This is a genomic window from Enterobacter cloacae complex sp. ECC445 (assembly GCF_021892025.1).
In the GTDB taxonomy this organism is placed as follows: Bacteria; Pseudomonadota; Gammaproteobacteria; order Enterobacterales; family Enterobacteriaceae; genus Enterobacter; species Enterobacter chengduensis.
On record NZ_JAKLRZ010000018.1, the window covers coordinates 104,036 to 116,334 of the forward strand.

Annotated in this window: 14 protein-coding genes and 1 pseudogene; all 15 read right to left on the minus strand. The window is 48.6% G+C overall.

All coding sequences use genetic code 11. The features are described from left to right. Positions 1–7 precede the first annotated feature (7 nt). The 15 genes and pseudogenes from tssE to tssJ all read right to left on the minus strand — a co-directional run bounded on the left by tssE (position 8) and on the right by tssJ (position 12,256). Positions 8–457 (minus strand): type VI secretion system baseplate subunit TssE, encoded by a 450-nt coding sequence (gene tssE / locus L6R44_RS15075; RefSeq protein ID WP_077064471.1) that lies wholly within the window; start codon positions 455–457, stop codon positions 8–10. Further along, the gene (locus L6R44_RS15080) at positions 454–1,524 is read right to left on the minus strand and encodes a type VI secretion protein ImpA (RefSeq protein WP_237424650.1); all 1,071 of its coding nucleotides are present in this window, start codon (positions 1,522–1,524) and stop codon (positions 454–456) included. Before L6R44_RS15080 ends, tssE begins: the two co-directional genes overlap by 4 nt. A 69-nt stretch (positions 1,525–1,593) precedes the next feature. After that, on the minus strand, positions 1,594–2,661 hold the full coding sequence (locus L6R44_RS15085) for a type VI secretion protein ImpA (protein ID WP_237424651.1): 1,068 nt from the start codon (positions 2,659–2,661) through the stop codon (positions 1,594–1,596). Beyond that, positions 2,661–3,026 carry a hypothetical protein gene (locus L6R44_RS15090; protein ID WP_237424652.1) on the minus strand — a complete coding sequence of 122 codons (366 nt, stop codon included), beginning with the start codon at positions 3,024–3,026 and terminating at the stop codon, positions 2,661–2,663. Before L6R44_RS15090 ends, L6R44_RS15085 begins: the two co-directional genes overlap by 1 nt. 401 nt (positions 3,027–3,427) lie before the next feature. After that, a pseudogene (locus L6R44_RS15095) lies at positions 3,428–3,679 on the minus strand (type VI secretion system Vgr family protein); the annotation flags it as partial. Positions 3,680–3,684: 5 nt separating this feature from the next. Beyond that, positions 3,685–5,058, minus strand: coding sequence for a hypothetical protein (locus tag L6R44_RS15100; protein WP_337249848.1), 1,374 nt, complete (start codon positions 5,056–5,058; stop codon positions 3,685–3,687). A 17-nt stretch (positions 5,059–5,075) separates the two neighbouring features. Beyond that, positions 5,076–5,468 carry a hypothetical protein gene (locus L6R44_RS24940; protein ID WP_337249849.1) on the minus strand — a complete coding sequence of 131 codons (393 nt, stop codon included), beginning with the start codon at positions 5,466–5,468 and terminating at the stop codon, positions 5,076–5,078. A 2-nt stretch (positions 5,469–5,470) separates the two neighbouring features. After that, entirely contained in the window at positions 5,471–6,004 is a 534-nt protein-coding gene (locus L6R44_RS15105) for a hypothetical protein (protein ID WP_237424653.1), read from the minus strand. A 104-nt stretch (positions 6,005–6,108) separates the two neighbouring features. Beyond that, complete coding sequence (locus tag L6R44_RS15110) at positions 6,109–6,651, minus strand: DUF3304 domain-containing protein (protein ID WP_237424676.1); 543 nt, start codon at positions 6,649–6,651, stop codon at positions 6,109–6,111. Between the two features lie 451 nt (positions 6,652–7,102). Continuing rightward, complete coding sequence (locus L6R44_RS15115; RefSeq protein ID WP_077064466.1) at positions 7,103–7,819, minus strand: Imm52 family immunity protein; 717 nt, start codon at positions 7,817–7,819, stop codon at positions 7,103–7,105. After that, positions 7,816–8,559 (minus strand): Tox-REase-5 domain-containing protein, encoded by a 744-nt coding sequence (locus L6R44_RS15120; RefSeq protein WP_237424654.1) that lies wholly within the window; start codon positions 8,557–8,559, stop codon positions 7,816–7,818. The genes L6R44_RS15115 and L6R44_RS15120 overlap by 4 nt, the downstream gene beginning before the upstream one ends. After that, complete coding sequence (locus tag L6R44_RS15125; protein WP_077064464.1) at positions 8,553–8,900, minus strand: hypothetical protein; 348 nt, start codon at positions 8,898–8,900, stop codon at positions 8,553–8,555. Before L6R44_RS15125 ends, L6R44_RS15120 begins: the two co-directional genes overlap by 7 nt. Further along, the gene (locus L6R44_RS15130) at positions 8,894–9,388 is read right to left on the minus strand and encodes a DUF4123 domain-containing protein (protein WP_077064477.1); all 495 of its coding nucleotides are present in this window, start codon (positions 9,386–9,388) and stop codon (positions 8,894–8,896) included. Before L6R44_RS15130 ends, L6R44_RS15125 begins: the two co-directional genes overlap by 7 nt. Before the next feature lie 2 nt (positions 9,389–9,390). Beyond that, positions 9,391–11,724 (minus strand): type VI secretion system Vgr family protein, encoded by a 2,334-nt coding sequence (locus L6R44_RS15135; protein WP_237424655.1) that lies wholly within the window; start codon positions 11,722–11,724, stop codon positions 9,391–9,393. Positions 11,725–11,728: 4 nt separating this feature from the next. Then, positions 11,729–12,256 (minus strand): type VI secretion system lipoprotein TssJ, encoded by a 528-nt coding sequence (gene tssJ / locus L6R44_RS15140; protein WP_077064463.1) that lies wholly within the window; start codon positions 12,254–12,256, stop codon positions 11,729–11,731. Between the last annotated feature and the right edge of the window lie 43 nt (positions 12,257–12,299).

Here is a 12,299-nt window from a genome sequence, read left to right on the forward strand (position 1 = left end):
TCTGGCCTTATAAACGGGTCGTCGTGTCAAGATACTGCTGTTGCTTAAGATGTCGCAGGAGAACCCGTCCTTCCGGCATAAACTCGGTGCCGTAACGCACGAGGCCAATGTCCTTCAGCTCAGCATCAATGGCATAATGCAGTTCCCCGGGAATTTTCTGATCTAGCAACACCACGTTAATCGATTTCAGGCGTGGTTCGTATTTGAGCAGTACTTCTGAGAGTGTGGACATCAGCTTATGCGCGGTACCGGGCAACCCCTGAAGAATGGTGGTCATATCTGGCAAACCATAATCTGGAATGTGTGCCAGCGTTCCTGCTCTACAGTTAAGGATACGTTGCATATTATCCAGAACTGACAGAATGACCTGATTTTCTTCGCTGACCAGGTGAAGATCGAGATCACCGACAAAATTGCCGTAAAGCATTTCACATAGTGAGGGCGAAGTGTGCGTCATGAGCAACCTTCCTCTTCTGGAGACACAGTAAACACGCTGCCGCCATCATCCCTCTCAAGCAGCGACCAGCAGGCACGATGCATTTTGCCGCCTTTATCTTCAAACTCAGGCATGGCCTGTCCTGCGCGAGTCTGTGTGTATTGTGTCGTACCGTTAAGTGTAGTACCCCGACGAGCGTCGAATGGAGCAAGATCACCGCTCCAGCGGGTGATACGCACTCTTTTTTCCTGCAAGAGTTCTATTTCCTGCAGTGGCCAATTGTATAATTCTTCAGGTTTTCCTTCGGGGAAGAAACCTTCAGGCGGAACATCGATAAATTCACCTTCGACGCGACGGATTAGCGTCCAACCCGTTTTGATCCATTCAGAGTCTTTCCAGCTATAGCTAGGTTTACCATCTCTACTAACATAATCGCTTCGCTGTATTCCCTGTCTTGCTTCAGGTGGTTCACCAAAATCTGCCGGGATAAATCGGGCTGGTGCAAAATCAATATCTGGTAGGTAAATTCCTGTCTGTACAGGGTTCTCCCCTAATTCTATGCGAACCGCAGGATCAAGTTCATACCTAGGTAACTTGGAAGGAATATCATCACTAGTAAAGAAGCGCTCGCTGTCATACGTTAAATCACCCTCATCCCAGGTTGCATCCAACGTAGTGGATAATCGGCCATCCAATTTGGATGCAATTCCTTGAAGTTCAGATATCGCTTCGATCTCTTCCTTCGTCATCCAGCCATCCCAACATTCTGTAATACCCTTGCTGATATACCTCATGGTATGACCGATATTAAATGCTTTGATGTCATTATGGGTCCGCAGAATAAATGCTTCGATATAGCGCTCTCTGGCGGAGCGAATATTGGGCAGAACACGATTCTCCCACACCATATCCGCCTGTTGCCACAAAGGCAGCTTGCGATTGTTTAGTGGCATCTCTCTCAAGTAACGGGCAAAGGCTTCCTCATGAGCATCGATATAAGTAATAATTGCATCACGCGTGGCAGCGTAATGTTCAGGAGAAATAAATTTCTCAAGTAAATAACATTCCTGAGGATGTAAGATGGCCATTAGCTTTTGTCCTTTGGTTCATACCAGTTATGGGTATTTTCGAGTTTTGGTAAAACACTATTACCAAATTTATGGCTTAGATATCATTACACTGCCGCCATCATTCCTTTCAAGCAAAGACCAACAGGACTGGTGGTACTTGCCGTCCTTATCTTCAAATTCCGGCATCACCTGTCCAACGCGAGTATGAGTGTATTGAGTCGTTCCATTGACGATGCTCGCCCAACGTCCATCGAATGGCGCGACATCCCCACTCCAGCAAGTGATGCGCACTCTTTTTTCCTGCAAGAGTTCTTTTTCTCGTTGCGGCCAGTTGTATAATTCTTCAGGCTTGCCTTCAGGGAAAAAACCCTCTGGCGGTACATCAATAAATTCACCTTCAATGCGTCGGATCAGCGTCCAGCCTGTTTTGGCCCATTCAGAGTCTTTCCAGCTATAGCTCCGTTTCCCATCACTAGAAACGTATTCACTTCGCTGAACACCTTGTAGTGCTGATGCCGGTTGCCCGTAATTTGCTGAAATAAATCGAGCTGGCGCATAATCGATATCAGGCAAATAAATTCCAGTCACCTCGGGATTATCACCTAACTCTATGCGAATAGATGTATCAAGTTCATAACGTGGGATTTTGGCTGGAATATCATCGTAACTATAAATACCGTAACCTTCGTCACCGTAACCATCATATGTTAAATCCCCCTCATCCCAATTACCTCTAATTGTTACTGACAACCTTCGATCCAGCACTGACGCTATACGTCCTAATTCAGATATCGTTTCGATTTCTTCTTTTGTCATCCAGCCATCCCAACATTCGGCAATGCCTTTGTTGATATTACTCATGGTATGACCGATGTTAAATGCCTTGACGTCATTATGGGTTCGCAGAATAAATGCTTCTGTATAACGCTCTCTGGCAGAGCGAATATTGGGCAGAACACGATCCCCCCACACCATATCGGCCTGTTGCCACAAAGGAAGCTTACGGCTGTTTAACGGCATTTCTCGTAAATAGCGAGCAAAGGCTTCCTCATGAGCATCGATATAAGCAATAATTGCATCACGCGTGGCAGCGTAATGTTCAGGAGAAATAAATTTTTCAAGTAAATAACATTCCTGAGGATGTAAGATGGCCATTAGCTTTTGTCCTTTGGTTCATACCAGTTATGGATATTTTCGAGTTTTGGTAATCCCTGATACGGATAAGCAGGATCGTTAGCCGCATCACCATATCCCCAGCCTGTTTTCTGCCTCGATCCGGTGTACTCTTTTTTCAGTTGTGACGGATCCAGTACAATCTGCACAGCACCTCCTTCCAGTGAGTATTCGGGGGCTTCACGATTAATCTGCGTGCCCGCACGTCCCTCCCAGACCTTCAGGGGCTGCCCAGGTGGAATGGTATAGGTGACAAACTCACCATTCTCATTCCAACTCTTCCACACAGCAAAACGCCGCCGCCAGTCACTCTTACTGGTCAGCTTGTCAAATTCAGCCTTACGCATTCAGCAGATATTGTTATCACTCGACGATGGATCAACCACACGATAGATAACCGTGCCAGGTGGAATTTCAACAGCCTGCATGGATTTGTCAAAAGTATCAAATTTGCCTTTTAGTGCAGGATTTTTACTGGTACTACTTATGTCAGGCCAACCATCTATTGTAGATTTTTTTCCTTAAAATTTTCCAGCGCTCTAAATTTGCTCTCACTGACGCCCACATCTACCCAGTCAGGCTTATCACGCTTGAAATACTCCACTTCTTCACTGGCTCGCTTCGCGCCATAATGGTGCGCGTTATCACCAACATGAGCACGAAACGCATTACCCGACTATTTGATTTGGCTCGTTCAAAAAAACGCTCAAAACGTAATTTTGCCGAATTTAATCGTGTATCGACACCGGTACGGGTCATTCTTCTCTTCACTCTCCACGCGGGCCATCAGCGTCCCGGCAATCGCCGGGCGCGGCGCCGTTTTCGGGCGGAAGCAGTACTGCTCGCTGTAAGGCATCCCCCACACTGAGACATGAAGACGAGTGTCACGGGCGGCACGGAAGGTGGTGAGCGTAATCACCATCCCCTCTTTCAGCTCCGGCACGTCGCTGTCACCGGTCTCCAGCACCATGCCCGGCGTCAGGTGGCTGGTGTTGCTAAACGAGGCTATGCTTCAGGATTTTCCAGTGAACGAATGACCAAAAAGTCCTGTGAAATCGACGCACCTTTTTCCACTCTTTGAATATCGTGTACAAACCAGGCATACATTTCAGAAGGGGCATTATCTTCGGGAAAAGGTTGAGGCTGACCGAGGTAAGCTGCATTGGCATAATCGAGAAAACGTTTCGCTCGCCTCAATGCTGGCCCATAGATATCAGGCACAATCTCGAGACGCATATCATCAGGATTGAGCTCCATGCTGTTTTTCATTTTGATTGCTGCATCATGGACATCTTCCAGCCATCCCCAGTTTTTTTTCAGAATATCCAGTTCGTTCTGATAGTTGCCCGCAGATTCTTTAGCTTGTGTCGATATGCCCAGCAACCCGGCGGATGCTCCGGCTGAAGCCAAAACATTCCCACGCAGTTTTTCATATCGAATGCATTCACAACGATACTGATAATATTGTTTTCCCAGCCATTCTATATAACTGTCCAGGTGACGATTTTGTGCACCGATATTGACTGTTTTAAAAGGAACCGCTTGCTGGTAACGTTTCGTCCATTGTGCGACTGACTTATTCTCAACCTTATCCTGCATAACGAAATAGGCAGCTACGTCGGTATCAATTTGGTCGAGCGTTTGTAGGTCTGGAAAAGGAACTCCTGCCATGGTCGCCGCCCGGTACATCCGGTGTAATGCTACCCGACAGAGTTCCGCACTTGGTTTTTGCTCATTCGGTTTAAGACAGCCGCCTATGTCTTCCGCACAGCCAGGCAACAGTTCTTCCTTATGCTTGTTATTACTCCCACCCCGGCAATAGAGGCTACGCCAGGGGCGATTTTCATGAGCAGCGACAAGATGAAGCGCATTTTTAACGGTTTCAGGTAATGCCGACTCCTGGTCAATGGATTTATCACCCAGTAAAACACTGATGCCTCTTATCGGTCCACCAAAGGCGGAAACAAACCAGTCCACACCATTATTGCTACTGGCAGGAGTATGACGTGCGCAATCAAATAATCCGGTAAAGATAATATCTACAGGTATCTTCTGATAGTAGTATTTATCCCCTTGTTTCTCAAAAACATCACTAAGCAAGGTATCGATAAATTTACGCGCAAGTGTTGCACCAAGATCGTAGCCAAAAAAAGAAAGGGAGATTAGTTTAATGGTTACCGGGCCTTTATTTTTTGCCTCTTTGAATGCCTCTTCAAACGTCACTTTTGTGGAAATAATTCTTGTATCAACCCCAGTAACCAGCATATCGGCAATTGTGGGATTATCGCGTAACCAAGGGGTCGCTTCTATAAACGTCCTTTTGGCTGCGCTTTTAGCAGTATCAGTCGTCAGTTTCTTCCACTCAGTGGGGTTAATCAATTTTTTTCCTGAATCTTTTAGAATCTCCCACCCCCCCCCTTAATTAACTCCATGCCGGCATCTTTCATCATCTCTTTGGGTTGATCTTTGAGATCATCCAACGCAGAACTTTTTGCACCATCCATAATAGTATGAAGTTTCGACGTGAGATTCTCCTGAAATGGAGTTCCAAGGCCAGAAATATAAAATGCATCGTATGTTTCATGAGATGTATTTCGTTTGAGGTCTGGATGCGCTCTAAACAATCGAGCTACGTTACTAACACGTTGTTCTGGAGCATCCTGCTCGATATTGCGATGAATGCCATCAAAAAAGAAACCAACATGCCAGGTACGTGAACAATTTCCCAGCCCGGCATCCTCTGCCTGCTGAGCACGATTTGCAGCTGCAATAATACTTTCGATAGCCATTATTATTCCCGTGCGTTGGGGTTGATTAAAATAGCGTCAGCTTTAGGGCTTATAAACCCGGTTCCCCACCATAAACGAACTTTATCATCCTGAAAGAAGTAAACATGAAGATAATTTTCTTCCCATTTTCTCTCTGGCAATGGCATCACAACACGTCTGGTTTCTTTGCGCAGCCCTGCATCGTATTGGGCTCGGGTAGTACTTAGCGTCCAGATAACCTCAGCAGTTTTCCCACTGATACTGCCGCAGCAGGTTGATTTACCAGGCCCCGAAGCATATGGATTATTTTTGTTATGTGCAGCCGAATTAGCGCCCGCTACACCATTCACGCTAAAACCCAGAATTGGCCTGTCGATTTCACTGTGAATAATTAATGTGACCGGGCCGGTTGGCGGTCCCCATATTGATGCCCAGATTAACCAGCCGCCGTATGCCAGGATTATCGCCAGCAGACTTCCCCAAATCCATTTACCCCAGCGCGCGTAGCCGCGATTCACTGCGTTATCAACATTACCAAAGGTTTTAAAAAGCCCCATCAGTTATGCTCCTGCTTTACAAACGGTACTTGAACAATTTCCCAGTCCGGCATCCTCTGCCTGCTGAGCACGATTTGCAGCTGCAATAATACTTTCGATATCCATCAATTTTGCTCCTCCTTTGCAGCCTTACCAGGAGTATCGAGGCGTTTTTCATAAGGCGACCAGGCATTATCGCTCCAGCCCAGTAGCACTTTATCTCCAGGCAAAAAGTGTACATGTAGATCATTCTCTCCCCACTTTCTTTCTGGCAAAGGCATTATCACACGACGAGTTTCTTTGCGAAGTCCTGCATCATACTGAGCACGTGTAGTGCTTAATGTCCAGATGACTTCTGCTGTTTTCCCACTGATGCTACCGCAACAAGTAGCTGCTCCTCCGCCACCTGAATAAGGATTTTTTTTATATGCAGACGCATTTGGGCCAGCAACGCCATTCACACTGAATCCCATAATTGGCCTGTCAATTTCACTGTGAATAATTAGCGTTACCCCTCCAGTCGGTGGTCCCCAGATGGATGCCCAGATTAACCACCCACCGTATGCCAGAATCATCGCCAGCAAGCTTCCCCAAATCCATTTTCCCCAGAGGGCGTAGCCGTGATTTACAGCATTATCAAGTTTGCTAAAGGTTTTAAAAAATCCCATCATCTTTATTCCGTTTTAGCCGAACACTTGTACTTTCCTGGTTTAAAATCTTTACTGCCTTTCGGTATTATCCATTCTCAAAGTGAGCCAGCACATCAGCCAGTGAGTGCGTCCCCTTTATCACTTCAGGTAAAACTGCCTTTAGACGGGCTGATTCAAGCATAACCTTCCCACCATTCAGGTAATAAAGCGCAAAAATCTACTTATCTATTAGCGATAATAAACCTGCCTTTTCGCTCTTTTTTAATGCTTTTATCACCATTGCATGCTGCGCGCAGGGTGGAAATGATTTGCTGGTCGGCATCTTCTGCCACTCATTGAGCACGCTACTGACTTCCGGCTTAACGGCCCTCGCTGTCCAGGTGCGCATACCGTCTTCAGCCAGGGTGCGCTGGATAAACTGCAGGTCGGATTCCCGCCACTGGGTGATGAGTTCCAGGGACAGGTATAATTACAGCTCAGTCATTAGAGGTAACAAACCGAGATCCAAAAGTTTTATTTCCATATCATTAGCTTTACTAATATGCTCTTTATTTCGTCCATCAAAGATATCTGTAGTTGAGACAACAATAGTTCCTTTTTGCTTTCCAGCAGCTACTACAGGTACTACTCTACCTGCCTCAGGTATTAGCTCTGGCAGCAATACAACAGGAATATAAATCATCCATCCGACAGGAATTCGGTCGGGAAATACATTCTCATCATTATTCCAATATCCATTTGTATTTATGGATGCATACATATGTTCTTTATTATTCACCAATGAAGTTAAAAAACCAACAACCTTATTTGTACTCACTTCCGTTTCACCACAAGTAATACTAATATCTAAGTTGGTCTTTTTTATATTATCAACATGCTTTTTTATATAGTTTATAGAACATATCTTACTATCAACCTCACCATCCCATACGCCATCGATTATTAATGGATATTCTTTATTTATTCGACTACTCCATCTTTCAACGACCTTCGGTTCAGCCTTGTCATGATTGAACACCACATGCTCTAACGCCTGCTTTCTTGAGTATCCCTTTTCATACCATCTTTTTTTTGTTCCTAATAACACATCTAACAATTCAGAAACAAAGAATAATTCATCCAGACATAATTCAACACTAGGAAGGCGATCATCTTCATAGTATGCATTCGCTGATAATCTCATCATGGCACCCATCTTGTAATTATATCTTTAAAGTCTTTAAACATTTTAGAAAAATAACGATAGCTAACTGGTTGCATAAAAACCCAGACGACTTTTAATGGTTGATTCACTGTCGCAACAGCCTGGTGGCGTGCAGCCTGACTTAATCCACTTTTAAACCCTTTCCACCATCCTTTAGGATCGCCAAACACGTCAAAAAACTGATCATACCGTGCCTTGGCTTCCCAAAATTGACACAACGCTTCCTTCCAGCCGTCAAACGACACCCCACAATATTTGAACTCCTGAATCTGTTTCGTTTCAGGGTTGTAGTACGTGCCACAAATACGGGTTTGATAACTGATGGTGACTTCACTCCAGCGAGAACAACGTCGCACCATCGGCGCCACCTTCCCATCCGGCGGGCAGGCCAGACAGCTTTTACTTTTTGCCGTTATGGTCGTCTTACAACCAACATCTTCGTACGTCACGGATTCGCTGTAATCCATATCATCTTCCCAATAATTACCATGCATTTCTGCACTGACTTCCATGGGCTGATTCAAAATGGGATCATAACGTTTTCCCTGCCAGGTGAATCCACTATAAGGGGATTGGGAACGGCTTGTTCCCCAGCTTCCGTCATCTGAATCCCAGGGAGCCGGAGCACGCTGTGCTCCGGGATACGATGACGCACCAATCGCGCCGCCAGCAGCGCCAGCCATCCCTGCCATCCCGGTAGGATTTATAGGGAACATTACCATGATTTTCTCTTCTCCCTGTTTATCAGAATATGTTTCAGATCTTCCAGACGCTGGTCTGCCGAATAGCCATTAGAGGTTCTCAACCAATTATCCGCTTCAGGAACACAATAAAAACTGACAAAAAAAGCTTCCAGAAATAAAAAATCCCGCCGGGCTTTCATCTCTTTTATGGGGATCGTATTGGCGAATGCCAGTGCAGCTTTCAGCCGGGGGTAAAAAACATCGTCTGATTCAACAATCACCGGATACTGGGATTTAAGTTTTCTGGCGGTATCTCTGACAAACGCGTCATCCTCCATCTGGCTGGTCGTTGCACATTGTTCCTCTGAGAATGTCAGCATATGAAATCCTTTTTCTTCAGTGAATAGATCCTGCCGTCGCTCAGCGACAGCCACTCATCAATGAGTCGGGTTAATTTGTGATGTTGTTCGTCATCCAGTAATTCGCCCATACGAATCTGAACCCGTGGATCCTGCAACCGCATCAGTGCAACCTTCCCGTCAGGCATCATGACGTTCATTACGTTCTGAAAATGAGTAACCAACTCCTGTAAAGTTGCCCTGGAAAGCAGCCAGGAAACAGCTGGATACTGTGCTTCGAGTTCATTTAAACGTTCCCATTCAGCCATACAGTGGTTCATTTGCATAATCCATGGCCCCGCAAAAGCAATTCGTGAATCCGGATATTTATCAAATAAAGGCAGAATTTTGTGTTGCTGCACTTCCAATTCGTTCCCGAAATAACGTTCAAATTGCAGACCATCCACTAGGGCAAACAGCGAATGCTCCGGAGAGTTCATAAGAAGCAAAGCAGACAGTGTAAAACTCATATTCATGACTCCCCCCGAATAACAAAAGTGTCGCCATTTATCGCTGCTTTCATCAGGCAACTGAGGCAAATGCCACTTCCTGCGATAGCCTGGAAAGGGAGGCTCGCTGGCCGCAGCTTATGCGTGCGCTTGATATTACGTGTGTATGTATGTGCCGTTCCGTACTCAATACCCCCCGCCTCTATCTTCACGTAACTGCCACCGCCAATCAGCGTCACCTTCTTTTTGCCGGCAAACAGGATGTCGCTCATGCTGCTGATGCTGAGCTTTTGCGCCGCACTCATATGCAGGGCACCGTTCTGTGCCTGCACCCGTACCGGGCCCTGGTCAGAAATAAGACTCAGCTTTCCGCTCTGTGCAAACAACCCGAGGGTCTGTCCTGCCAGCAGCGCGGTATTGCCCAGTGAACCGATGCTGATGTCCCCACCGGCATTGACGCCGATATTGTCGGTTGCGGTCAGCTGCAGGTGTTCATCACTGGTAAACGCCATGCCTTCCGGTGCCGTGAAGTGGATCACCTCGTTCAGCGGTTTCAGTCGTTCACTGAACATCGCTATCTGGCTGGCCACATCCGCTTCAAGCGCCAGCGCCTGTCGTTCTGCATCCGCCAGTTGGGCCAGACGCTGACGGCCCATATCGATTTCTCTCAGGGCTTCATCCATGCTCAGCACATCGCCTTCGGCTTTGGTCTGACCCGTCGCCGTCACCAGCAGCCCTTTCGCCACACGGATAACCCCGAATTCATCGGTACGCAGCTCAAACCCGGTACCGCGGGGTTCATTCCGGGCATCCACGACGTGACCCAGGTTCAGCGCTGTGGCCCCAAACGGCGTAATGAGCGCGATATGCTCTGCCTGACGCTGGTCTTCCATCCGCAGTTCATTACGACCTGCTGTCCGCAGAATGTTCTGGCTGCGGTTATCCCGGGTGACCACGTCCGCATGCTCTGAATCATGAAAAGCGTGGGCAATGTACGGCCTGTCCGGGTCGCCGCCGTCAAAGGCAATCCCCACTTCCGTACCGTCAATCAGCGGCGTGTGCCAGCCATAGGTTTCCCCGGCATACGGCTTCGCCTGTCGTATCCACAGATAGTTGTTGCCGGGCTCTGCGTCCTCACGGCTGAAGTCCAGCTTCACCCGGTAACGGCCCTCGCTGTCCAGGTGCGCATACGGGTCATTCTTCTCTTCACTCTCCACGCGGGCCATCAGCGTCCCGGCAATCGCCGGGCGCGGCGCCGTTTTCGGGCGGAAGCAGTACTGCTCACTGTAAGGCATCCCCCATACTGAGACATGAAGACGGGTGTCACGGGCGGCGCGGAAGGTGGTGAGCGTAATCACCATCCCCTCTTTCAGCTCCGGCACGTCGCTGTCACCGGTCTCCAGCACCATGCCCGGCGTCAGGTGGCTGGCGTTGCTGAACAGATGCAGGCGGATGGCTTTATTCAGTTCCCGCTCATGATGAATGCGGGCATAAAACGCCCCGCTTTCGGTCTCCGGTTCAGCGCTGGTGTCATCACCGGCCTCGCGGTAAGGAGCGGCATAACGGTAGTGTTCGCCAGTGGTCGCCATTTCGTTGCGCACTTCGGCACGAGCATCCATCGGTGTGGTGGCGGTGCGGTAGTTGTAGTCTCGGGTAACCACGCTGCCGGTGACGGTGTTGTGCCATACCCGCGCATCCCACACGGCCTCGACCGCACCGTCATGGAGCGCCGACGGCTCCCGGTAGGGAAGCTGAACATGAAACTGGTACTGCAGCTGGCTATCAGCAAAGGTCACCGTATCGAGCCCGGTGGTGGTGTTCACCCCGGTGCGGAACCAGATACCGTCCTCAGCCAGGATGCGCTGGATAAACTGCAGGTCGGATTCCCTCCACTGGGTAATAAGTTCCCTCGGTGGGTAGGTGCGTTCCAGCCTGAACTCAAAGTCTGAGCCCTCCAGACCGTGGGCGCGCAGTATCTGCTCCACCAGTTCCGGTACGGAGACATTCTGATACACAGCACAGCGGCGGGTGTGGGTGAGCAACGCCAGGCGCGGAGAGAGCGTCAGCGCAAAATGCGTCTGGTCAGCGGTTTCTTTCAGGTGCTTAAAGCCGGTAATGACGCCCTGAACCACTCGCCCGGAGCGCATCGACAGAGTGGCGTATTTCAGCATCACATCCTGACGGGTGATGCCCTGCTGCGCGGTGGTGAACTCAATGGTCCATTTGAACGGTTCGTTCAGCGCCTCACGACCGTGGAAGTTCAGCACGTCGGGCTTAAGCGGACTGTCATTTATCTCAAGCGTATAGCGAGTCTGCCCGTCAAACAGGGCCAGCCAGTTATCCTGCAGCGTGTCCATGTACTTACTCCTTCACCGGCACCAGGGTCAGCCCGGTGCTGTTCAGCTGGATGGTGCGCGGCCTATCCGGATCAAGATCATCCCGGGTCAGTACCAGGCGCCAGCTGTTGTTGCGCATATCCGGGCGATTGAACAGCCCCACCACTGCGACATATTTCGCGTCTTCGTCCATCGGCATACTGAGGATAACGCTGCCTTCGGGCATCACCAGCAAAGACTTACTGGCAATGATGTCTTCTTTCAGGGTGGTGTCCGCATCGCGCAGCAGTTTCTGGTAATCGGCGGCATCCACCTTCTGGCGGTCTTTAAGCTGATACACCTGCAGCATGGTGGCCAGCGGCGTCTGGCTTTCATCTGCATTGGCGGCGGCACGCGGCTCGAAATCCAGGTGCAGCACCTTGATTTTTTTGTAGAAAATGGCTTTCGTGGCGCTGACGGTGCCGTCAGAGACCGCCTGAGTCAGGCCGCAGCCGGTAAGCAGAACACTAAGCAGCATCAGGAACGCGCAGCGTTGCAGGGAAGCGAATGTCATTCGGAGATCCTTTTCAGACTTCACAACAGAATTAATTGGGGTC